Annotated in this window: 22 protein-coding genes; 18 read left to right on the forward strand and 4 right to left on the reverse strand. The window is 69.9% G+C overall.

What is annotated here, in order from left to right:
* Positions 1-40 precede the first annotated feature (40 nt).
* Positions 41-1,012 carry an LLM class flavin-dependent oxidoreductase gene (locus ABT009_RS17200; RefSeq protein ID WP_351294661.1) on the reverse strand — a complete coding sequence of 324 codons (972 nt, stop codon included), beginning with the start codon at positions 1,010-1,012 and terminating at the stop codon, positions 41-43.
* Between the two features lie 90 nt (positions 1,013-1,102).
* Positions 1,103-2,545, reverse strand: a complete 1,443-nt coding sequence (locus tag ABT009_RS17205; RefSeq protein ID WP_351294664.1) for a cytosine permease — start codon at positions 2,543-2,545, stop codon at positions 1,103-1,105.
* 158 nt (positions 2,546-2,703) lie between these two features.
* Between ABT009_RS17205 and ftsY the strand changes: the two genes are divergently transcribed.
* Positions 2,704-3,915, forward strand: a complete 1,212-nt coding sequence (gene ftsY / locus ABT009_RS17210) for a signal recognition particle-docking protein FtsY (RefSeq protein ID WP_351294667.1) — start codon at positions 2,704-2,706, stop codon at positions 3,913-3,915.
* Positions 3,916-4,003: 88 nt separating this feature from the next.
* Here ftsY and ABT009_RS17215 read toward each other — a convergent pair whose 3' ends face one another.
* Entirely contained in the window at positions 4,004-4,666 is a 663-nt protein-coding gene (locus ABT009_RS17215) for a bifunctional DNA primase/polymerase (RefSeq protein ID WP_351294670.1), read from the reverse strand.
* 440 nt (positions 4,667-5,106) lie between these two features.
* On the opposite strand from ABT009_RS17215, the gene nsdA reads away from it, so the two are divergent.
* The 5 genes from nsdA to ffh all read left to right on the forward strand — a co-directional run bounded on the left by nsdA (position 5,107) and on the right by ffh (position 13,022).
* A complete protein-coding gene (gene nsdA, locus ABT009_RS17220; protein ID WP_351294673.1) occupies positions 5,107-6,582 on the forward strand; it encodes a transcriptional repressor NsdA in 1,476 nt (491 codons plus the stop codon).
* A 470-nt stretch (positions 6,583-7,052) separates the two neighbouring features.
* On the forward strand, positions 7,053-8,399 hold the full coding sequence (locus tag ABT009_RS17225) for an ammonium transporter (protein WP_351294676.1): 1,347 nt from the start codon (positions 7,053-7,055) through the stop codon (positions 8,397-8,399).
* The gene (locus ABT009_RS17230) at positions 8,396-8,734 is read left to right on the forward strand and encodes a P-II family nitrogen regulator (RefSeq protein ID WP_030231663.1); all 339 of its coding nucleotides are present in this window, start codon (positions 8,396-8,398) and stop codon (positions 8,732-8,734) included. Before ABT009_RS17225 ends, ABT009_RS17230 begins: the two co-directional genes overlap by 4 nt.
* Positions 8,735-8,761: 27 nt before the next feature.
* Positions 8,762-11,248 (forward strand): [protein-PII] uridylyltransferase, encoded by a 2,487-nt coding sequence (locus ABT009_RS17235; protein WP_351294679.1) that lies wholly within the window; start codon positions 8,762-8,764, stop codon positions 11,246-11,248.
* Between the two features lie 217 nt (positions 11,249-11,465).
* Positions 11,466-13,022, forward strand: coding sequence for a signal recognition particle protein (gene ffh, locus ABT009_RS17240; protein WP_351294682.1), 1,557 nt, complete (start codon positions 11,466-11,468; stop codon positions 13,020-13,022).
* Between the two features lie 129 nt (positions 13,023-13,151).
* Here the strand turns inward: ffh and ABT009_RS17245 are convergent, their stop codons facing one another.
* Entirely contained in the window at positions 13,152-14,012 is an 861-nt protein-coding gene (locus ABT009_RS17245) for an SAM-dependent methyltransferase (protein ID WP_351294685.1), read from the reverse strand.
* A 695-nt stretch (positions 14,013-14,707) separates the two neighbouring features.
* On the opposite strand from ABT009_RS17245, the gene ABT009_RS17250 reads away from it, so the two are divergent.
* From ABT009_RS17250 to ABT009_RS17305, 12 genes are all read left to right on the forward strand, one after another.
* Positions 14,708-15,304 (forward strand): hypothetical protein, encoded by a 597-nt coding sequence (locus tag ABT009_RS17250; protein WP_351294687.1) that lies wholly within the window; start codon positions 14,708-14,710, stop codon positions 15,302-15,304.
* A 236-nt stretch (positions 15,305-15,540) separates the two neighbouring features.
* Positions 15,541-15,960 (forward strand): 30S ribosomal protein S16, encoded by a 420-nt coding sequence (gene rpsP / locus ABT009_RS17255; protein WP_351294689.1) that lies wholly within the window; start codon positions 15,541-15,543, stop codon positions 15,958-15,960.
* A gap of 2 nt (positions 15,961-15,962) precedes the next feature.
* Positions 15,963-16,202, forward strand: coding sequence for an RNA-binding protein (locus ABT009_RS17260; RefSeq protein WP_029385578.1), 240 nt, complete (start codon positions 15,963-15,965; stop codon positions 16,200-16,202).
* Between the two features lie 109 nt (positions 16,203-16,311).
* Positions 16,312-16,854 carry a ribosome maturation factor RimM gene (gene rimM, locus ABT009_RS17265; RefSeq protein ID WP_351294693.1) on the forward strand — a complete coding sequence of 181 codons (543 nt, stop codon included), beginning with the start codon at positions 16,312-16,314 and terminating at the stop codon, positions 16,852-16,854.
* Complete coding sequence (trmD, locus tag ABT009_RS17270; protein WP_351294696.1) at positions 16,854-17,687, forward strand: tRNA (guanosine(37)-N1)-methyltransferase TrmD; 834 nt, start codon at positions 16,854-16,856, stop codon at positions 17,685-17,687. Before rimM ends, trmD begins: the two co-directional genes overlap by 1 nt.
* Before the next feature lie 137 nt (positions 17,688-17,824).
* Entirely contained in the window at positions 17,825-18,175 is a 351-nt protein-coding gene (gene rplS / locus ABT009_RS17275) for a 50S ribosomal protein L19 (RefSeq protein ID WP_069778487.1), read from the forward strand.
* A gap of 59 nt (positions 18,176-18,234) precedes the next feature.
* The gene (gene lepB, locus ABT009_RS17280; protein ID WP_351294699.1) at positions 18,235-18,978 is read left to right on the forward strand and encodes a signal peptidase I; all 744 of its coding nucleotides are present in this window, start codon (positions 18,235-18,237) and stop codon (positions 18,976-18,978) included.
* Positions 18,971-20,047 carry a signal peptidase I gene (lepB, locus tag ABT009_RS17285; RefSeq protein WP_351294702.1) on the forward strand — a complete coding sequence of 359 codons (1,077 nt, stop codon included), beginning with the start codon at positions 18,971-18,973 and terminating at the stop codon, positions 20,045-20,047. The genes lepB (ABT009_RS17280) and lepB (ABT009_RS17285) overlap by 8 nt, the downstream gene beginning before the upstream one ends.
* Complete coding sequence (gene lepB / locus ABT009_RS17290; protein ID WP_351294705.1) at positions 19,938-20,933, forward strand: signal peptidase I; 996 nt, start codon at positions 19,938-19,940, stop codon at positions 20,931-20,933. The genes lepB (ABT009_RS17285) and lepB (ABT009_RS17290) overlap by 110 nt, the downstream gene beginning before the upstream one ends.
* 81 nt (positions 20,934-21,014) lie before the next feature.
* Positions 21,015-21,770, forward strand: coding sequence for a signal peptidase I (gene lepB, locus ABT009_RS17295; protein ID WP_351294708.1), 756 nt, complete (start codon positions 21,015-21,017; stop codon positions 21,768-21,770).
* A 70-nt stretch (positions 21,771-21,840) separates the two neighbouring features.
* The gene (locus ABT009_RS17300) at positions 21,841-22,359 is read left to right on the forward strand and encodes an NUDIX hydrolase (protein WP_351295032.1); all 519 of its coding nucleotides are present in this window, start codon (positions 21,841-21,843) and stop codon (positions 22,357-22,359) included.
* Between the two features lie 55 nt (positions 22,360-22,414).
* Positions 22,415-22,723 (forward strand): DUF2469 domain-containing protein, encoded by a 309-nt coding sequence (locus ABT009_RS17305; RefSeq protein ID WP_003965949.1) that lies wholly within the window; start codon positions 22,415-22,417, stop codon positions 22,721-22,723.
* Positions 22,724-22,764: the final 41 nt, after the last annotated feature.

Consider the following 22,764-nt stretch of genomic DNA (forward strand, 5'->3'; position numbering starts at 1 on the left):
CTCTGCCCGAGCCGGGGCGGCGCCGCACATGTGCGGACACTCAGTCCTTCAGGCGCGGAAGCACCTGCTCGGCGAACAGGTGCAGGCTGCGCCACCCTTCGTCGACGGGCATGCCGCCGCAGAGCGGATGCAGCACATAGTTCTCCGCGCCCAGGCCCACGCACTCGTCAGGGGTGACGATGCGGTAGACGCCCTCGTCGCGCAGTTCGGCGACCGTCGTCGCCGCCGAGCGCACGGCGGACTTGATGTCCGAGGACTGCCACGAGGCGTAGGTGCGCGCCTCGTGCAGGAAGTGCTCCCCGAACTGGGCCCACGCGCGGTCCGGGTCCTCGGCGATGTGCAGCAGCGGGGTCTCGGCGGCGGGCATCATGCAGAACCCCTCGGTGCCGTACTCGGCGCACTGCGCTTGGTAGTACGCCTCCAACTCCGGAAGATGCGCGCTCGGGAAGAACGGCAGCCCCAGGCGGGCGGCCCTGCGTGCGGCGGCCTGCGACGAGCCGCCGACCAGCACCAGCGGGTGCGGCTCGTTGTACGGGCGCGGGGTCACCTGGACCGTACGGCCACGGAACTCGAACGGCTCTCCCGTCCACGCCTTGAGCAGCGTCTCGAGCAACTCGTCCTGCAGCCGGCCCCGCCGCTTCCACTCCACGTCGAAGGCCGCGTACTCCTCGGGCCGGTAGCCGATCCCCACCACGGTCACCAGCCGCCCGCCGCTCAGCAGGTCGAGTACGGCGATGTCCTCCGCGAGCCGCAGCGGGTCGTGGAGCGGGCCGATGACCGCGGACACCGTGACGGCGATGTGCCGGGTCGCGCCGAAGACGGCCCCCGCGAAGGCGAAGGGCGACGGCAGCCAGTTGTTGGCCACGCCGTGGTGCTCCTCGGTCTGCACCGTGGTGAGACCGCGGTCGTCGGCGTACGCGGCCATCTCCAGCGCGGCGCGATAGCGGGCGCTCAGCGACGCCGGTGTGGCGGCAGGATCGACGAGATTGAAACGTACGACCGTGACGGGCATGACGACATCCCCCTTCACCGTGGGCGGGCGATGGGGGACGTTAGCTGACGGAGCGTCAGATGAACAGGGCCAGGTGAAAGCGGGAGGCGGTCAGACGCCGGCGAGTTCGGCCTCTTCGGTGGCCCGCGTCGTGGTGACCTCCATGACGGGCGCCTTCGGGAGCGCGGCGTACAGCGCGGCCGCGACGACGATGGTGACCAGCCACCCCAGGCCGTTGCGGCCGATCCACGACCCGGACATCGGGCCGCTGAACCAGTCGACCTTCGTGAAGAGCAGGCCCACCACGAGCGCGACGCCCCAGGCGGCCATCGCCTGCCAGGCGAAGCCGGCCCGGTACCAGTAAGCGCTGGTGCGCCCGGTGTCCATGAGTGCCTCGCCGTCGTACGTCCTCCTGCGCAGCATGTCGACGCCGAAGACGCCGATCCACGCGGAGAACGCCACCGCGAGCAGCGTGAGGAACGAGATGAACGACCCCATGAAGCTCGTCGCCACGTTCATCAGCAGATAGCCGAGGATCAGGCTGATCACGGCGTTCACGCTGACCGCCCACGCGCGCGGAACCCTGACCCCGAGCGTCTGCGCGGTGAAGCCCGCCGAGTACATCGACATCGAGTTGATCAGCAGCATGCCGATCAGGGCCATCACCAGATACGGGACCACGATCCAGGTCGGCAGCAGCTCGCCCAGGAACGACACCGGGTCCGACGCGGACGACAGGTCGGGAACGCTGACCGCCATGACCGCACCCATCAGCACGAGCGGCAGGACGACGATGCCCGCGCCACCGACCGCGTGTCCGACCAGCGCCCTGCCGGCGGTGCGCGGCAGATAGCGCGTGAAGTCCGGGGCGGACGGCGCCCAGCTGAGGCCGCCGGCGGCGAGCGTTCCGATGCCGGCGACCATCATCGCCGTCGACCCGGCGGGCTTGGCGAAGACCTGCGACCAGTCGGTGTTCGCCACCAGGTAGACCAGCACCAGGACGCTGAATGCCCCGAACAGATACGTCGACCAGGTGCTGCATACGTGCAGCACCTTGCGGCCCAGGCCGCTGATCAGGAACGTACCGGCGACGAACGCGACCAGCGTGACGACGGTCAGCGCAGCGTTGCTCTCGATGCCGAAGCAGATGTCGAGGACGGTGAGAATCGCATACGCGCCGGTCACCGCGTTGATCGTCTCCCAGCCCCAGCGTGCGACCCAGATCAGGGCGCCGGGGAAGAAGTTGCCGCGCTGGCCGAAGACCGCGCGTGACAGGGTCATGCCCGGGGATCCGCCGCGTTTGCCCGCGACGGATATCAGGCCGACCAGTCCGTAGCTGAGGACCGGCGAGACCGCGGCGACCACGAGGATCTGCCAGAAGTTGAGGCCGCCGGTGACGACCAGACCCGCGCCCATGGTCAGCAGCAGGACGCTGATGTTGGCGGCCACCCAGGTCGGGAACAGCTCACGCGTCCTGGCATGCCGCTCGGAGTGGGGGACGGGCTCGATGCCGCGCGTTTCGAGCGCGCCTTCGGAGTGGGCGGTGGTGCTCATGAAGGGGGTGTCGTTACCTCTCGCTCGGCTCGGCAGGAGAGCCGGGTGGGGGAGGCGTCATCGTACGTTAATCCGAGTTGCCCCATCAAACGGCTTACGTCCTTGGAGCAATGTCCAAAGGCCCGACCCGGGTGCCCATGGCCGATACTGGACGCGTTATGGACATCGTCATCCTTGCTGTAGTCATCGCCGTGGTCGTGATCGGCGCGCTCGGCGGGCTCGTGGTCGGCAGCCGCAGAAGGAAGCAGCTGCCCCCGCCGCCCACCGCGCCCGAGATCACCGCCCCTCCGGCCGAGCCGCACGTCGGCGAAGAGGCCGAGACACCGCGCGACGAACCCCGCCGCACGATCGAGGAGGTCGACCTCCCGCTCGTCGAGCCGGGGGCGTCCGCGCCCGTCGTGGTCGAGGAGCCCCCAGCCCCGGCCGCCCCCGAGATCGAGATCCCGGAACCGACCGCGGGACGGCTGGTGCGCCTGCGCGCCAGGCTCTCCCGCTCGCAGAACGCGCTCGGCAAGGGACTGCTCACGCTGCTCTCGCGCGAGCACCTCGACGAGGACACCTGGGAGGAGATCGAGGACACCCTCCTCACCGCCGACGTCGGCGTCGCCCCTACCCAGGAGCTCGTCGAGCGGCTGCGCGAGCGCGTCAAGGTGCTCGGCACCCGTACGCCCGATGAGCTGCGCTCCCTGCTGCGCGACGAGCTGCTGAAGCTCGTCGGCACCGACTTCGACCGCACGGTCAACACCGAGTCCGCCCTGGACACGCCGGGCATCGTCATGGTCGTCGGGGTCAACGGCACCGGCAAGACCACGACCACCGGCAAGCTCGCGCGCGTGCTCGTCGCCGACCGCAAGTCCGTCGTGCTCGGCGCTGCGGACACCTTCCGCGCGGCCGCCGCCGACCAGCTGCAGACATGGGGAGAGCGCGTCGGTGCCCGTACCGTGCGCGGCCCCGAGGGCGGCGACCCGGCGTCCATCGCCTTCGACGCGGTGAAGGAGGGCATCGAGGAGGGCGCCGACGTCGTCCTGATCGACACCGCGGGCCGGCTCCACACCAAGACCGGTCTGATGGACGAGCTCGGCAAGGTCAAGCGCGTCGTGGAGAAGCACGCGCCGCTCGACGAGATCCTGCTCGTCCTGGACGCCACCACCGGCCAGAACGGCCTGGTCCAGGCGCGCGTCTTCGCCGAGGTCGTCGACATCACCGGCATCGTGCTCACCAAGCTCGACGGCACGGCGAAGGGCGGCATCGTCGTCGCGGTCCAGCGGGAGCTGGGCGTGCCGGTCAAGCTCGTGGGCCTCGGAGAGGGCGCGGACGACCTCGCCCCCTTCGAGCCCGAAGCGTTCGTCGACGCGCTCATCGGGGAGTGAGCGGGGTTACGGAGTTACGTACGCAGACGAAGGGCTCACCGCGGTACTGAATCGCGGTGAGCCCTTCGTCTGTGCGTTTTGTCCGTGCCTAGACGCAAAGGCGATGCGCGACGTAGGCCAGCGTCCCCAGCAGCAGTCGCGCCTGCGGTGGACCGCCGGCCGAGTCGAGGGCGGGGGAGCGCAGCCAGCGGACCGGGCCGAGGCCGCTCCGGTCGGAGGGAGGGGCCGTGATGTGGTCACCCGGGCCCAGGCCGTGCAGATCGAGCGTCGCGTCGTCCCAGCCCATCCGGTAGAGAAGCGCCGGGAGCTCCGCAGCGGCACCGGGGGCGACGAAGAACTGCACCCGGCCGTCCGGCGTCGCCGTCACCGGGCCCACCGGAATCCCCATGCGCTCCAGCCGCACGAGCGCACGCCGGCCGGCCGCCTCGCTCACCTCGATCACGTCGAAGGCGCGCCCCACGGGGAGCATGATCGCGGCGCCGGGATACGCGGCCCAGGTCTCGGTGACCTGATCGAGCGTGGCCCCCGCGGGGACGGCGGACGCGAAGCCCAGGGGGTGGGCACCGGGAGCCGGGCAGTCGGCTCTGCCGCATGAGCACGCTCCGTCGGCCGCTCGCGCGCCGGGGACGACGTCCCATCCCCACAGGCCGGTGAACTCCGCCACCGCGGTGCACTCGGACGCCCGGCCGCGACGTCGTGAGCCGGGCCGGATCTCGCGCATCCCGCGGCTACTGCCGATTGTGAAGCCCATGCCCCCTCCAACGGGTCCGGTCGGCGGGTGGTTACGAGGCCGTCGTCGGTGACTCTCTGCACTCGCCTTCCGCGACTCTCCGGTCATGACGGTGTACGGCTGCGCGGCGGGTGGTGCGCCGGACCGCGTGCGCCCCGGCATACACCGCTCCGCCGATTCCGCTCACCTGACGTCAAGTCAACCGTCTGTCGCGGGTCCGGAGTTCATTCGAAGGGGTGGCGAATGGTGGCGATTCCTGGAAGGGCCTCGCCGGAGGGGTGATCGTAGGATTACTTTGAGTACACGAGTCCTGGGGATGTGTGCGCTCGTGGGTATGCCGGAGGCAAGTCGGTTCTCGTACGGCGAGTGACAACCACCGGACGTGCGACCACGACGCACGGCATCCTGGGGGCTTGCGGCACAACCGCGGAGACGAGTGGCTTGAAGGATGGGGGCGTTCAGTGGGCGGCAACGGTGGAACCGGTGCGAACGCTGAGAAGCGCCCCAACGAGCTGCTGAGCTCGTGGTTCGTGCGCAGCGGCTGGTCGAAGGGCGAGCTGGCGCGCCAGGTGAACCGCCGCGCCCGTCAGCTGGGCGCCAACCACATCTCCACCGACACCTCGCGGGTGCGCCGCTGGCTGGACGGTGAGAATCCGCGCGAGCCGATCCCGCGCATCCTCTCCGAGCTCTTCTCCGAGCGTTTCGGCTGCGTGGTCGCCGTCGAGGACCTGGGTCTGCGTGCCGCGCACCAGTCGCCCTCCGTGTCCGGCGTGGACCTGCCCTGGACGGGCCCGGGGACCGTGGCGCTGATCAGTGAGTTCTCGCGCAGCGACCTGATGCTCGCGCGGCGCGGCTTCCTCGGGACCTCACTGGCCCTGTCCGCGGGCCCCGCCCTCGTCGAGCCCCTCCAGCGCTGGCTGGTGCCCGCGCCCGCCACGCCGCAAGGTGAGCCCGAAGGGTCGTCGGCGTCCCGGCGCGGCAACCGGCTCTCCGGGCCGGAGCTCGACCTCCTGGAGTCCACCACCGTCATGTTCCGCCAGTGGGACGCCCAGTGCGGCGGCGGCCTGCGCCGCAAGGCGGTCGTAGGCCAGCTGCACGAGGTGACGGACCTGCTCCAGGAGCCCCAGCCGGCAGCGACCACCAAGCGGCTGTTCAAGGTCGCCGCAGAGCTCGCCGAGCTGGCCGGCTGGATGAGCTACGACGTCGGCCTCCAGCCCACCGCGCAGAAGTACTTCGTCCTCGCGCTGCACGCCGCCAAGGAAGCGGGCGACAAACCCTTCGGATCGCTCATCCTCTCCAGCATGAGTCGCCAGATGATCCATCTCGGCCGGCCGGACGACGCCCTGGAGCTCATCCATCTCGCGCAGTACGGAAGTCGTGACTGTGCGTCACCGCGCACCCAGGCGATGCTGTATGCGATGGAGGCACGCGCCTACGCGAACATGGGCCAACCCGGCAAGTGCAAGCGAGCCGTCCGCATGGCCGAGGGCACCTTCGCCGACGCCCTCGAGTTCGACGAGCCCGAGCCCGACTGGATCCGCTTCTTCTCCGAGGCCGAGCTCAACGCCGAGAACGCCCACTCGTACCGGGACCTCGCCTATGTGGCCGGCCGCAGCCCCGCCTACGCCTCGCTCGCCGAACCCCACATGGCCAAGGCCGTGGAGCTGTTCGGCCAGGACACCGAGCACCAGCGGTCGTACGCACTGAACCTGGTCGGCATGGCCACCGTGCACCTGCTGCGCAGGGAGCCCGAGCAGAGCGCCGTCCTGGCCGAGAAGGCCATGACGATCGCCAAGAAGGTCCGCTCGGAGCGGGTGAACACCCGGATCCGGAAGACCGTGGACACGGCCGTGCGCGACTTCGGGGACGTCACCGAGGTCGTCGATCTGACCGAACAGCTCGCCGTCCATCTGCCCGAGACCGCGGAGGCCATCTAGAGCGCGGAGCCCGTCCAGGCCGTCCAGGCCGTCCAGAAGACCCGCATCGTCCACGAGGCCCCCTGGAAGACCCCGGCCGCGGCCGGCCGTCCCGAACCGCCCGACTCGGCACCCCCACGCCAGGTCCCCGGGACGGCCGCGCCGCGGCCGGGCTGTTTTCTGCGCCCAAGCCGGCGCCGCTCTCGCGGACCTGGCTGGGCACCGTGGGGTGGCTCAATCGATCGGTTGCTGCCGTGGGGGCGAGTTTTTGCGCCCTTCTCTTGGAAGGTTGCGCCACGATAACGATCGCGCGGCCGGAGATCCGGCAGTTCATGTATCCGTAACACTCACATCCTCTTCGTCACTGCTGTGAAACATCGAGTGGCTTCCGTCGAAACGGCGCTGCGAAAACCTCTGGCGCATAACCGGCCCACCGCTCCACCGATAAAGGCTTCGCCCGCACGGGGCCGTACTACGACGAGGAGACGCCGATGCCTCCAGGCATCACGCTTGCCGCAGACGCTCCAACGCTGTCTGCCGCCAACACCGGCTTCATGCTTATCTGTTCTGCCCTGGTGATGCTCATGACACCGGGCCTGGCCTTCTTCTACGGAGGCATGGTCCGCGTCAAGAGCACCCTCAACATGCTGATGATGAGCTTCATCAGCCTGGGGATCATCACCATCCTCTGGGTGCTCTTCGGCTTCTCGATGGCCTTCGGTACCGACCACGGCAGCCTCATCGGCTGGTCCGGTGACTTCGTCGGGCTCAGCGGCATCGGACTGACCGAGCTCTGGGACGGTTACACCATCCCGATCTACGTCTTCGCCGTGTTCCAGCTGATGTTCGCGATCATCACGCCGGCCCTGATCAGCGGCGCCCTCGCCGACCGCGTGAAGTTCACGGCATGGTCGCTCTTCATCACGCTCTGGGGCATCATCGTCTACTTCCCCGTGGCCCACTGGGTATGGGGGACCGGCGGCTGGGCCTTCGACCTCGGCGTCATCGACTTCGCCGGTGGTACGGCGGTCCACATCAACGCCGGTGCCGCCGCGCTCGGCGTGATCCTGGTCATCGGCAAGCGCGTCGGCTTCAAGAAGGACCCGATGCGGCCGCACAGCCTGCCGCTCGTCATGCTCGGCGCCGGTCTGCTGTGGTTCGGCTGGTTCGGATTCAATGCCGGCTCGTGGCTGGGTAACGACGACGGCGTCGGCGCGCTGATGTTCATCAACACGCAGATCGCCACCGCCGCCGCGATGCTCGCCTGGCTGCTCTACGAGAAGATCCGCCATGGCGCGTTCACCACGCTGGGTGCCGCCTCCGGTGCGGTCGCGGGTCTCGTCGCGATCACCCCGTCCGGTGGTTCCTGCTCGCCGCTCGGTGCCATCGCCATCGGTGCCATCGCCGGTCTGCTCTGCGCCATGGCCGTCGGCCTGAAGTACAAGTTCGGCTACGACGACTCGCTCGACGTCGTCGGTGTCCACCTCGTCGGCGGTGTGGTCGGCTCCCTGCTCATCGGCTTCTTCGCCACCGGTGGCGGCCAGTCCGACGCCGCGGGTCTCTTCTACGGCGGCGGCCTGAGCCAGCTGTGGAAGCAGTGCGCCGGTGTCGGTGCGGTCCTCGCCTACTCGCTCATCGCCTCCGCGATCCTCGCCTTCCTCATCGACAAGACGATCGGGATGCGCGTCAGCGAGGACGAAGAGGTCGCCGGCATCGACCAGGTCGAGCACGCCGAGACCGCGTACGACTTCAGCGGCGCCGGCGGCGGCGCCGCTTCCCGCACGGCGGCGCCCGCTCCGGTTCAGGAAGCGCCGGACACCAAGAAGGTGGACGCATGAAGCTCATCACGGCAGTCGTCAAGCCGCACCGGCTTGACGAGATCAAGGAAGCCCTCCAGGCCTTCGGCGTCCACGGGCTGACGGTCACCGAGGCCAGCGGCTACGGTCGTCAGCGCGGGCACACCGAGGTGTACCGCGGCGCCGAGTACACGGTCGACCTCGTGCCGAAGATCCGCATCGAGGTGCTGGTCGAGGACGACGACGCAGAGCAGCTGATCGACGTCGTCGTGAAGGCCGCCCGCACCGGCAAGATCGGTGATGGCAAGGTCTGGAGCATCCCGGTCGAGACGGCCGTACGCGTGAGGACGGGTGAGCGCGGACCCGACGCGCTCTGACCGAAGAAAAGAATCAGGAGTCGCTGGGTGACGAGTGTGGACGTGAAGACGGAAGCGGAAGACTCGGGACCCAGCGGCTATGCGGCGGCCCGGCTGCGCCTCCTCCAGGAGGAGGCACAGTCAGGGCCGCCGCGCCGTACCGCCCTGGCCGACCTCACCGACGACTGGCTGAGCGGCCTGTTCACCGCGGCGGCCGTGGACGTGAAGGGCGCGTCCCTCGTCGCCGTCGGAGGCTACGGACGCGGCGAACTCTCCCCGCGCAGCGACCTCGACCTGCTGCTCCTGCACGACGGCGACGCGGACTCGGGTGCAGTGGCCTCCCTGGCCGACCGCATCTGGTACCCCGTGTGGGACATGGGCCTCGCCCTCGACCACTCCGTCCGCACGCCCAGCGAGGCCCGCAAGACCGCGGGGGAGGACCTCAAGGTCCAGCTCGGGCTGCTCGACGCGCGCCACATCGTGGGCGACCTGGGCCTCACAGCGGGCCTGCGCACCGCCGTCCTCGCGGACTGGCGCAACCAGGCGCCCAAGCGCCTCCCCGAGCTCCAGGAGCTGTGCGCCGAGCGCGCCGACCGGCAGGGCGAGCTGCAGTACCTCCTCGAACCCGACCTCAAGGAGGCCCGCGGCGGACTGCGCGACGCCACCGCCCTGCGCGCCGTCGCCGCCTCCTGGCTCGCCGACGCCCCGCGCGAAGGGCTCGCCGACGCCCGCCGCCGCCTCCTCGACGTACGCGACGCCCTGCACCTGACCACCGGACGCGCCACCGACCGCCTCTCCCTCCAGGAGCAGGACCAGGTCGCTGCGGAACTCGGCCTGCTGGACGCCGACACATTGCTCCGCCAGGTGTACGAGGCCGCACGCACCGTTTCGTATGCAAGTGACGTCACATGGCGCGAGGTGGGGCGTGTGCTGCGGTCGCGCGGCGCCCGGCCCCGGCTGCGGGCGATGCTGGGCGGCGGCAGCAAGCCGATGCCCGAGAGGTCCCCGCTCGCCGAAGGCGTAGTCGAGCAGGACGGCGAGGTCGTGCTCGCCCGTACCGCGCGCCCCGAACGCGACCCCGTGCTCCCCCTGCGCGCCGCTGCCGCGGCCGCGCAGGCCGGTCTGCCGATGTCCCTGCACGCCGTACGACGGCTGGCGGGCGCCGCACGGCCACTGCCCACACCCTGGCCCGCCGAGGCGCGTGAGCAGCTCGTGACCCTGCTCGGCGCAGGACGGCCCACCGTCGAGGTGTGGGAGGCGCTGGAGGCCGAAGGCCTGATCACCCGGCTGCTGCCCGACTGGGAGCGGGTGCGCTGCCGCCCGCAGCGCAACCCCGTACACACCTGGACCGTCGACCGGCACCTGGTCGAGACGGCCGTGCGCGCCTCCGCCCTGACCCGCCGCGTCGGGCGCCCCGACCTGCTGCTGGTCGCCGCGCTGCTGCACGACATCGGCAAGGGCTGGCCCGGCGACCACTCGGTGGCCGGCGAGATCATCGCCCGCGACGTGGCCGCGCGGATCGGCTTCGACCGCGCGGACGTCGCCGTACTCGCCACGCTGGTGCGCCACCACCTGCTGCTCATCGAGACCGCGACCCGGCGTGACCTGGAAGACCCGGCGACCGTCCGGTCCGTCGCCGAGGCGGTCGGCTCGCAGAGCACCCTCGAACTGCTGCATGCGCTCACCGAGGCGGACGCGCTGGCCACCGGGCCTGCCGCCTGGTCGTCATGGCGCGGCTCGCTGGTGGCCGACCTCGTCAAACGTGTCGCGGCGGTACTCGCCGGCGACGCCCCCGAGGAGCCGGAGCCGGCGGCGCCGACGGCGGAGCAGGAACGACTCGCCATCGAGGCGTTCCGCACCGGCGGCCCCGTCCTCGCCCTGCGGGCGCAGACCGAACCGCAACTCGAGACGTCCGACGTCTCCGACGCCGAGAAGCCCTCCGCCGACCCGGAGCCCCTGGGCGTGGAACTGCTGATCGCGGTGCCCGACCAGCCCGGAGTGCTGCCCTCGGTGGCCGGGGTGCTGGCCATGCACCGGCTGACGGTGCGCACCGCCGAGCTGAGTGCCCTGCCCCTGCCCGACGGGGTGAACGACGAGTCGTACGACTCGGTGCTGCTGCTCGACTGGCGTGTGGCCGCCGAGTACGGCTCGCTGCCCCAGGCCGCCCGCCTGCGCGCCGACCTGGTGCGCGCGCTCGACGGGTCCCTCGACATCCCGGCCCGCCTCGCCGAACGTGACGCCGCCTACCCGCGGCGGCGCGGCACGGTGGCGCCGCCGCCCCGCGTCACGGTCGCCTCGGCGGGTTCGCGCCTTGCGACCGTGATCGAGGTGCGGGCCCAGGACGCACCCGGGCTGCTGCACCGCATCGGGCGCGCCCTGGAGAACGCCCATGTACGGGTGCGCAGCGCGCACGTCAGCACGCTCGGCGCCAACGCCGTGGACGCCTTCTACGTCACCGGGCCCGAGGGGGCGCCGCTGCCGGGGGAGGAGGCCTCTACGGTGGCCAGGGCTCTGGAGGAGACGCTGCGGGGGTGAGGGGGCATGCCTCTGCCCGGCCCGGTGCAGAGACGTTCCCCCCGTGACACGGATGTGCCCCGGTGACACGGACGTGTCCCCGTTCGGGGCCGTCTCAGCTGGGCATCCGGGCATCTCACCCGCATATTTGACGACAGGCGAGGGTGACCAGCTTGCCGGGGCGGATACCCTGGAGGGCGACCTGCTCCCGCACCCGACCCGAGGATCCGCGACCGCCGTGTTCGATACTCTTTCCGATCGCCTCGCAGCGACTTTCAAGAACCTCCGCGGCAAGGGGCGCCTCAGTGAGGCGGATATCGACGCCACGGCGCGCGAAATCCGTATCGCGCTGCTCGAGGCGGACGTGGCCCTGCCCGTCGTCCGCTCCTTCATCAAGCAGGTCAAGGAGCGTGCCGCCGGCGCCGAGGTCTCCCAGGCCCTGAACCCCGCCCAGCAGGTCATCAAGATCGTCAACGAGGAGCTGATCGGCATCCTCGGCGGCGAGACCCGCCGTCTGCGGTTCGCCAAGCAGCCGCCGACCGTGATCATGCTCGCTGGTCTGCAGGGTGCCGGTAAGACGACGCTCGCCGGAAAGCTCGGCAGCTGGCTGAAGGCGCAGGGGCACACGCCGCTGCTCGTGGCCTGTGACCTGCAGCGCCCGAACGCCGTCAACCAGCTCGCCGTCGTCGCCGAGCGCGCCGGCGTCGGCATCTACGCTCCGGAGCCGGGCAACGGCGTCGGCGACCCGGTCCAGGTCGCCAAGGACTCCATCGAGCACGCGCGCACCAAGCAGTACGACGTCGTGGTCGTCGACACCGCGGGCCGCCTCGGTATCGACCAGGAGATGATGCAGCAGGCTGCGGACATCCGTGACGCGGTCTCGCCGGACGAGGTCCTGTTCGTCGTCGACGCGATGATCGGTCAGGACGCGGTCAACACCGCGGAGGCCTTCCGGGACGGCGTCGGCTTCGACGGCGTGGTGCTCTCCAAGCTCGACGGTGACGCCCGCGGTGGTGCTGCCCTGTCGATCGCGCACGTCACCGGCCGCCAGATCATGTTCGCCTCCAACGGCGAGAAGCTGGACGACTTCGACGCGTTCCACCCGGACCGCATGGCGTCCCGCATCCTCGGCATGGGCGACATGCTCACGCTGATCGAGAAGGCCGAGCAGACCTTCAGCCAGCAAGAGGCCGAGAAGATGGCCTCCAAGCTGGCGTCCGCCAAGGGCAAGGACTTCACGCTCGACGACTTCCTGGCGCAGATGGAGCAGGTCAGGAAGATGGGCAGCATCAGTAAGCTGCTCGGGATGCTCCCCGGTATGGGGCAGATCAAGGACCAGATCAACAACCTCGACGAGCGGGACGTGGACCGCACCGCCGCGATCATCAAGTCGATGACGCCGGGCGAGCGGCAGGAACCGACGATCATCAACGGCTCGCGGCGCGCCCGTATCGCCAAGGGTTCCGGTGTCGAGGTCAGCGCGGTCAAGAACCTGGTCGAGCGGTTCTTCGAGGCCCGCAAGATGATGTCGCGCATGGCCCAGGGCGGCGGTATGCCGGGCATGCCCGGGATCCCGGGCATGGGTGGCGGCCCCGGCCGGCAGAAGAAGCAGCCGAAGAAGGCCAAGGGCAAGCAGCGCTCCGGCAACCCGATGAAGCGCAAGCAGCAGGAGCAGGAGGCGGCCGAGCGGCGCGAGCAGACCGCGGCCCAGGGCGGCGCCTTCGGCCTGCCGGCCGGGCAGCAGGGAGCTCAGGACTTCGAGCTGCCGGACGAGTTCAAGAAGTTCATGGGCTGAGGAAGTTCATCGGCTGAGGCCGCAGGTCCTGTCCGTACGAAGTAAGGGGTGTCCGCAATGGCGGACGCCCCTTACCCGTTGGCGCGAGACCGTACCTGTCGGTGCGGGACCGTCGGCGTGCCGTCCCTGCTAGGCCGTACGCGCGATGAGGTACCGGAAGATGTTCGACATCCACACGGTGCCGTCCGGCCGCTGATGCGGATGCAGCGCTTCCGTCAGCTCCTTGTCGACCTGCACCTGGTCCGTCGCCGCGGCCGCCGCGTCGAACAGCCCCGTGGACAGCAGTCCGCGCACGGCACTGTCCATGTCGGCGTATCCGAAGGGGCAGGCCACCCGTCCGGACCCGTCGGGCCTCAGCCCCGCTCGCTGGGCGACCTCCTCCAGGTCGTCCCGCCGGGCAGGGCGCCAACTGCCCGTGCTGCGCAGCGGGTCCGCGAGCTTGGTGGCGACGCGCAACACGGAGGACGTGGCGCAGCGCTCGGGGGGACCCCATCCCGCGAGCACGACCTGGGTGCCGCGCTCGGCGAGCGGAGCCGCGGCCGCCAGCAGCTCACCGAGCCCTTCGGAGTCTCCCGCCATGCAGCCGATCGGCTGGAACGCGGTGACGAGGTTGTATGCAGCCCCGGCGAGGAGGGCCGCGCCCGCGGGACTTCCGTCGATCAGCCGGGCGTCGATGCGCGCCCGCGTGCCCGGAGCGGCGTCGGTCAGCAGCCGCTGCCGGGCGAGAGCCACCCGTTCGGGAGACGAGCGGTCGACACCGGTGACGGATGCTCCCCGCCGTGCCGCCATCAGCAGGGCGAGTCCCGATCCGCAGCCGAGGCCGAGCAGCCGGGTCCCCGAGCCGATCTCGAGTCGCTCGTACACCGCTTCGTAGAGCGGAACCAGCATCCGCTCCTGGATCTCCGCCCAGTCACGCGCGCGTGCACACAGGTCCAGAGGGGGCGTCGATTCCGAGTGGGGCTGATTTTGTCGCACGAGCGTAGATGTCATTAAGTGGCCCCAATCCGCCGAGAGTTACTGCCGTGGCTTGCTCCTCCGCCCCCCCGTGCAGTGCACCCGCATCCCCCGTATGCCAGAAAACTCCGCTTCCGCCGTGGCGTCCAGGGGTTACGGGCCAATGCTTGCGTGCCACCGCTGTGCGCCCCCGTGCGCCGTCGGACTGCTGCTGGTGAGCGTCCGAGTCGTACCACTCGCGAAATGGCCGAACCCCCTGTTCTCGCGCCCGGGACGGACGTTTTCCTCCGCGTGTACCAGGGGCTGATCGACAAGGCCGTGCTCGCCGGCGACGGCTCCCGTGCGGGATCGGCGAGGCCGGAATCGCCGTGCAGCGGGTGACCGTACGGCGTCTGGTCATCGAGGACGCGACGGTGCCGGGGGTAGACGACGCCCCCGGTACCGTCGCGATCGTGGCGGGGGGCATACTGAGCCCCCACGGCAGAGCGCAACAGCGGCCGAAACGTCACTTGCGTATCGGACGGCTACTGGTATCCCGGCGCGATGACACCGGCTACGCGCCGGGGCGTACGCGCCACTACGTACCACCTTGGTGTGAGCTGTGAGGCTTCTCCGCAGATCAGCGCAGCCGCCCTCGTCCGGACGCATGAGTGGCAACTGACGGGTACGTGCAAATTATTTGGGATGCCCCGGAATAGGAACACTGGGACGCCCCGGCTCGTTGTCACGACGTGAGCACGACACCACCTGTTCTCGCCGCAGAGCTGGCGCAGGCGTGGGCCGACATTCAGCGGTACCACCCCGAGCTGCCGGATCTTGCCGAGCCCGAATCCCTGATCGGGGAGTCGTCGTCCGCCTGCGGGCACGAGCTCTCCTTCGAGCGACTGCTCCATGAGGCAGTCCACGGCATCGCCGCCGCGCGCGGAATCCGCGACACCTCCCGCGCCGGCCGATACCACAACCGCAGATTCCTCGCGATCGCCGAGGAGATGGGCCTCGACCACCCGGACGAGCCGCACCCCAGCAGCGGTTTCTCGCTGGTCACGCTCAACCCCGAGGCGAAGAAGCGTTACCGCCCCACGATCGAGCGGCTGCAGCGCGCCCTCAAGGCGCACTCCGCCGCGACCGCGGGCGACACGGCGCGCAGCTTCCGGGGCCCGGCCGCCCGGCACGGCTCCTCCGGGGGCGGCGTCCGCGTCAAGGCGGTGTGCGACTGCGGGCGCAATGTGCGGGTCGTCCCGTCCGTCCTCGCCCAGGCGCCGATCGTCTGCGGGGGCTGCGGCAAGCCCTTCCGCATCCCCGAAGCGGTCGCCGCGGTCGCGAGCTGAACCGCTCCAGGAGCCCGCACGGCGCCGGGACGGGGCGCCATGCGGGCTGCCTCGACGGCGGCGCCGGTCCGGGTTCGGCCGTGTCCTTGGCGTATGGCACAATGGCTAGCTGTACTCGACAGTCGCACAGGACCCCTCTCTCCTCCGGCTGACGCGTCCATCGGGCCATCGGGTACCGCAACCCCACGCGGCATCTCGTTGTGCCCAACCACGTCAAACCAGGAGAATCCACTCCCGTGGCAGTCAAGATCAAGCTGAAGCGTCTGGGCAAGATCCGTTCGCCTCACTACCGCATCGTCGTCGCCGACTCCCGTACCCGCCGTGACGGCCGGGCCATCGAGGAGATCGGTCTGTACCACCCGGTGCAGAACCCGTCGCGCATCGAGGTCGACGCCGACCGCGTGGCGTACTGGCTGGGTGTCGGCGCGCAGCCGACCGAGCCCGTTCTCGCCATTCTGAAGAAGACCGGCGACTGGCAGAAGTACAAGGGCGAGCCCGCCCCGGCCCCGCTGCTCGTTGCCGAGCCTAAGGCCACGCGCCCGTCCTTCGACGCCCTGGGCGGCGAGGACGAGGCCAAGGGTGAGGCGATCACCCAGAAGAAGAAGGCTGAGAAGAAGGACGAGGCTGCCGCCGAGTCCGAGTCGACCGAGGCCTGAGCATGCTCGAGGAGGCTCTCGAGCACCTCGTGAAGGGCATCGTCGACAACCCTGACGATGTGCAGGTGGCCTCGCGCAACCTGCGCCGCGGGCGCGTGCTCGAGGTCCGGGTCCACCCCGACGACCTCGGCAAGGTGATCGGTCGCAACGGCCGCACCGCGCGTGCCCTGCGCACCGTCGTGGGCGCCATCGGCGGCCGTGGCGTCCGCGTCGACCTGGTCGACGTCGACAACGTCCGCTGACGCATTACGCAGCACCGGCTCGGGCCGGGGAGGGCCACTGGGCCGTCCCCGGCCCGTAGTCGTACGAGCCGCCTTCGGCTCGAGTCGTTCCGACAGGAGAGCAAGCACAGTGCAGCTGGTAGTCGCACGGATCGGCCGCGCCCACGGCATCAAGGGCGAGGTCACCGTCGAGGTACGTACCGACGAGCCGGAACTGCGGCTCGCGCCCGGCGCCGTCCTGGCCACCGACCCGGCCGCCACCGGACCGCTGACCATCGAGACGGGCCGCGTCCACAGCGGCCGTCTCCTGCTGCGCTTCGAGGGCGTGACCGACCGTAACGCCGCCGAGGCGCTGCGCAACACGCTCCTGATCGCCGAGGTCGACCCGGAGGAACCGCCCGAGGGTGAGGACGAGTACTACGACCACCAGCTGATCGACCTGGACGTGGTCACCAAGGACGGTGTGGAGGTGGGCCGCATCACCGAGATCTCGCACCTGCCCTCGCAGGACCTCTTCGTCGTGGAGCGCCCGGACGGCAGCGAGGTCTACGTGCCGTTCGTCGAGGAGATCGTCACCGAGATCGACCTCGAGGAACAGCGCGCGGTCATCGACCCGCCGCCCGGCCTGATCGACGACCGGGCGGAGATCGCCTCGTCTCGAGAAGAGGCGTAATGCGGCTCGACGTCGTCACGATCTTCCCCGAGTACCTGGAACCGCTGAACGTCTCCCTCGTCGGCAAGGCACGCGCGCGTGGGCAGCTCGACGTCCGCGTGCACGATCTCAGGGAGTGGACGTACGACCGGCACAACACGGTCGACGACACCCCCTACGGCGGCGGCCCCGGCATGGTCATGAAGACCGAGTCGTGGGGCGACGCCCTCGACGACATCATCGCCGAGGGATACGAGACGGGCTCCCACGCGCCCGTCCTGGTCGTCCCCACGCCGAGCGGGCGCCCCTTCACCCAGGAACTCGCCGTAGAGCTCTCCGAGCGGCCCTGGCTGGTCTTCACGCCCGCCCGGTACGAGGGCATCGACCGCCGCGTCATCGACGAGTACGCGACCCGGATACCCGTCTACGAGGTGTCCATCGGCGACTACGTGCTGGCCGGCGGCGAAGCGGCCGTACTGGTCGTCACGGAGGCCGTGGCCCGGCTGCTGCCCGGCGTTCTCGGCAACGCCGAATCTCACCGCGACGACTCCTTCGCGCCCGGCGCCATGGCCAACCTTCTGGAGGGGCCCGTCTACACCAAGCCGCCGCAGTGGCGCGGCCGCGGCATCCCGGACGTCCTGCTCAGCGGCCACCACGGCAAGATCGCCCGCTGGCGCAGGGACGAGGCGCTACGGCGCACGACGCGCAACCGGCCCGACCTGATAGAGCGCTGTGACCCGTCGGCCTTCGACAAGAAGGACCGCGAAATGCTCTCCATCCTCGGCTGGGAACCGGACCCAGAGGGGACGCCGCGCGGGCGATTTTGGCGCAGGCCAGAGGCCGTGGAAGAATAGGACGCTGTTGTGCGCCGTCCGGCGTGCGCCCCTGCCACAGGGGGACACGACGCCCGCCCCGATGCCCCACAGCACTCGCAATCCCATTACGACATCCCGTTGATGACCTGTGGCATCAACGAAGAAAGCAGACGATCATGTCTCACCTGCTCGACTCCGTCGACAGCGCGTCGCTGCGCAGCGACATCCCGGCCTTCCGCCCGGGTGACACCGTCAACGTCCACGTGCGCGTCATCGAGGGCAACCGCTCCCGTGTGCAGCAGTTCAAGGGCGTTGTGATCCGTCGCCAGGGCTCCGGTGTCCGTGAGACCTTCACGGTCCGCAAGGTCTCGTTCTCCGTCGGCGTCGAGCGCACCTTCCCGGTGCACACCCCGATCGTCGAGAAGATCGAGCTCGTCACCCGCGGTGACGTGCGCCGCGCCAAGCTGTACTACCTGCGCGACCTGCGCGGCAAGGCGGCGAAGATCAAGGAGAAGCGCGAGAGCTGAGCTCCCGCGAACAAGGCGTAATCGGGCGTCACAGCGGGGCCGGATACCATCTGGCCTCGATGGACACCGCAGAACAGCCGACGGAGCGCGACCGTTCCTCCCGCCCTTCCCAGTCCGAGGTGATCTCGGATGCCGAGGGGCCGGAGGAACGGTCGCGCTCTGCGTTGGGGCCCACTGCGCCGGCGCGCACCGCGCCGATGTCGAGGGTCACGCAGTGGCTGCCCGGCGGACGCTTCACTCTCACCGTGCTGCTCTGTCTGGTCTTTCTGCTGTTGTTCAGCAGGTTTGTGATGCAGCCGTTCCAGATCCCGAGCAGCTCCATGGAACCCGCGTTCCGGGTCGGCGACCGCGTACTCGTCAACAAGTTGGCGTACCGTTTCGGTGCTGAGCCGCTCCGCGGTGACGTAGTGGTCTTCGACGGCACCGGGTACTTCGGCGACGCCGACTACATCAAGCGGGTCGTGGGCGTAGGGGGAGACCATGTGGTCTGCTGCGACAGGCAGGGGAGGATCGAGGTGAACGACCGGTCGGTGGACGAGACGTACCTCTACCCGGGAGACACCCCCTCGCAGGTCGGATTCGATGTCGTCGTGCCCGAGGGAAGACTCTTCGTGCTCGGCGACCACCGCAGCGACTCCAGTGACTCCCGCGACCACCTCGGATCGCCCGGCGGCGGCATGATCCCCGTCGACGACGTGATCGGAAGAGCCGACTGGATCGGCTGGCCGATCGACCGCTGGACCTCCCTCCACCGTCCGGACGTCTACGCGCGCGTGCCCGCCGCCGGTGGTGCGCATGGGTAGCCGCGGACGCCCGCGCGCCGGCCACCGCGCGGACACCAGGCTGCCCACCGGGTCCCGGCCCACCAGCGGCCCCGTACTGCCCGGCCGTGCCGAACGGCGCAAGCTCGCACGCAAGGTCAAGCGGCGTCGGCAGCGCTCCGCGCTGAAGGAGATCCCTCTCCTCGTCGGTGTCGCCCTGCTGATAGCCCTCGTCCTGAAGACCTTCCTCGTGCAGGCCTTCGTGATCCCGTCGGGCTCCATGGAGCAGACCATCAAGATCGGTGACCGGGTTCTCGTGGACAAGCTGACCCCGTGGTTCGGCGCGAAGCCGGAGCGCGGTGACGTCGTCGTGTTCAAGGACCCCGGGAAGTGGCTCGAGCAGGAGCAGGGCCAGCAGGCGGACGATCCCGTGGTGGTCAAGCAGGTCAAGCAGGGGCTGACCTTCATCGGGCTGCTGCCCTCCGCCGACGAGCGAGACCTGATCAAGCGTGTCATCGCGGTCGGCGGAGACACGGTGAAGTGCTGTGACAAGCAGGGGCGGGTCACCGTCAACGGTGTGCCGCTGAACGAGCCGTACATTCACCCGGGCAACAAGCCGTCGACGCTGGAGTTCGAGGTGCAAGTCCCCCAGGGGCGGCTCTGGGTGATGGGCGACCACCGGGCGAACTCAGCGGACTCCCGGTACCACCGCGACGAGGGCTTCAGCGGAACCGTCTCCGAGGACGAGGTGGTCGGCCGGGCGCTCGTCATCGCGTGGCCGGTGAACCACTGGCGCAGACTGGAAGAGCCGGAGACATACGCGTCCGTGCCCGACGCGAGCAGCGGATCGACCACCGCTCTCGGGCCGTCGCATAGGCTGGCCTCCGCGGATCTCAACGGATTGATCCCGCTCCCGAGCCCTGCGGAACTCCCGCTCGTTATGGGAGTGGTGGGCCTGCGTCGTATGGGACGCAGGCTGCGGCACGGAGTGAGGAGTGGATGTGGGGGATTTGGCGGTCGGCGCACGGTCCGGACACGACGACGGCCCGGAGGATCAGCCAGGTCGTCCCGGCCGTCCGGGTGCGGCAGACGGCGTGATCCCCGGGAGTGAGACCGGCGGCGGTGGTGGTGACGGCGACGGCGGGAACGGCGGCGAGGGCGGGGGCGGCGGTCGCCCCGGCGGCTCGGGCAGGCACGGCGGACAGCCGAAGAAGCCGCGTTCCTTCTGGAAGGAGCTCCCGCTTCTCATCGGCATCGCGCTGGTGCTCGCGCTGCTGATCAAGACCTTCCTGGTGCAGGCGTTCTCGATCCCCTCGGACTCCATGCAGAACACGCTGCAACGGGGCGACAGGGTGCTGGTCGACAAGCTGACCCCGTGGTTCGGCTCGGAGCCGGAGCGCGGCGAGGTGGTCGTCTTCCACGACCCGGACAACTGGCTGGCGGGCGAGCCGACCCCCACGCCGAACCCGGTGCAGAAGTTCCTCGGCTGGATCGGTCTGATGCCGTCCGCCGAGGAGAAGGACCTCATCAAGCGGGTCATCGCCGTGGGCGGCGACACCGTCGAGTGCAAGGGCACGGGCCCGCTGAAGGTCAACGGCAAAGTGCTGAACGAGCCGTACGTCTACGCGACGAACACGCCGTGCAGCATGGACGACCAGGGCGGCCAGTTCAAGATCACGGTACCCAAGGGCAAAATCTGGGTCATGGGTGACCACCGGCAGAACTCGCTGGACTCCCGGTACCACCAGAACGACTCCGGCGGCGGAGCCGTCCCCGTGGACAACGTCGTGGGTCGCGCCGTGGTGGTCGCCTGGCCGCCCACCCGCTGGGCCACGCTGCCGGTTCCCGACACGTTCGACCAGCCGGGCCTCAGCGCCGCTCTCGGTGCGGTTCCGGGGGCTCTGGGGCTTGCGGGTGCCGTGCCGCTCGTGATCTGGCGGCGCAGGCGGGTTGCCTTGGGTAACTCCGGGGTTTCTGGCGTGGGTACCGCCGGGTAGGGTGCCGTCCCAGATCACCGATCTTCCGCGGTCCGGACGCCGTGCCGCGAGGTCGAGTCTCCGATGTGGGGGAGCACTGGGATGAGCAGGACAAGTCGCACAGGCGAGGGCCCCGGCCGGCTCGGCAGCGTGCTGTCGGGGCTGGCCGTGGCCCTCGGCTGTGCGCTCTTCCTCGGAGGGTTCGCCTGGGGTGCGATCGTGTACCAGCCGTACACCGTGCCGACCGACTCGATGACCCCGACGATCAACGTCGGTGACCGTGTACTGGCTCAGCGCATCGACGGCAGCGAGGTGCGGCGTGGTGACGTCGTCGTCTTCCGCCAGAAGACCTGGGGCGACATGCCCATGGTCAAGCGTGTGGTGGCGGTGGGCGGCGACAAGATCGCCTGCTGCACCGACGGCAAGCTGACGGTCAACGGCAAGGAGATCGACGAGCCGTATCTCGCCAAGGGCACCGAGGCGGAACTGAACGGAATTCCGGCCATCACGGTGCCGAAGGGGCGGCTCTTCCTGCTGGGCGACGAGCGCAGCGGGTCGCTTGACTCGACCGCCCACCTTCAGGAGGTAGGCAACGGATCCGTGCCGCGCAGCGCCGTGGCGGCCCGCGTCGACGCCGTGGCATGGCCGCTCGACGGCATGCTCGCCCGGCCCACGGGCTTCGAGGCGCTGCCCGGCGGCATCTCCCAGCCGGGACCGCTGCGGCTCGTGCTCGCCGCGGTGGTCGCGGGGGCCGTGCTCGTCCTTGCCGGGGCCGCGTACGGGCCGTTGGCCACGCGACTGGGGCGCAGTCGTGGCCGCAGTGGTGCCGGGCGGAGGGAGCCTGTGCGTGTCCGCTGAGGTGAGGGCCGGATCGGACGTCGGCGGGTCGGGCGAGACGGGCTCGGCGAAGGGTGCCGGGTCGGGCGAGCTGGTCGTGACCGACGGTGGCGGGTTCGGGGAGCCGGGGTCGCTGCGGAAGGTCGCGCGCGTCGTGCTGCTCGACCCGCAGGACCGGATCCTGCTGCTGCACGGTCATGAGCCGGGCGATCCGGCGGACGACTGGTGGTTCACACCCGGCGGCGGCGTGGAGGGCGACGAGACCCGCGAGCAGTCCGCGCTGCGCGAGCTCGCGGAGGAGACTGGCATCACGGAGGTCGAGCTGGGGCCGGTGCTGTGGCAGCGGATCTGCTCCTTCCCCTTCGCCGGGCAGCGCTGGAACCAGGACGAGTGGTACTACCTGGGGCGTACGACGCAGACGGCGACCGCGGCGGCCGGGCTCACGGAGCTGGAGCGGCGCAGTGTTGCCGGAGCCCGTTGGTGGACGTGCCAGGAACTGACCGAGGCACATGAGACGGTGTATCCGACCAAACTCGCCGGGCTGCTCCGCAGACTGCTCGACGAGGGTCCTCCCGACCGGCCCGAGGTTCTGGACACCGAAATCGTCTAGGGGCCCGCGGGGCTGGGGGACAATAGGGGGACGCACGGCTGAAGGGGAACATGCCATGAGCGCCGAGGACCTCGAGAAGTACGAGACCGAGATGGAGCTCAAGCTCTACCGGGAGTACCGCGATGTCGTCGGTCTGTTCAAATACGTGATCGAGACCGAACGGCGCTTCTACCTCACCAACGACTACGAGATGCAGGTGCACTCGGTCCAGGGCGAGGTGTTCTTCGAGGTGTCCATGGCGGACGCCTGGGTCTGGGACATGTACCGGCCTGCCCGGTTCGTCAAGCAGGTGCGGGTACTCACGTTCAAGGACGTGAACATCGAAGAGCTGAACAAGAGCGACCTGGAGCTCCCGGGCGGCTGAGGCGACTGATGCCCGGCTGAGGTGAGTCCCTCGGGCGGGTG

Source organism: Streptomyces sp. NPDC002896 (assembly GCF_040295225.1).
GTDB lineage: Bacteria > Actinomycetota > Actinomycetes > Streptomycetales > Streptomycetaceae > Streptomyces.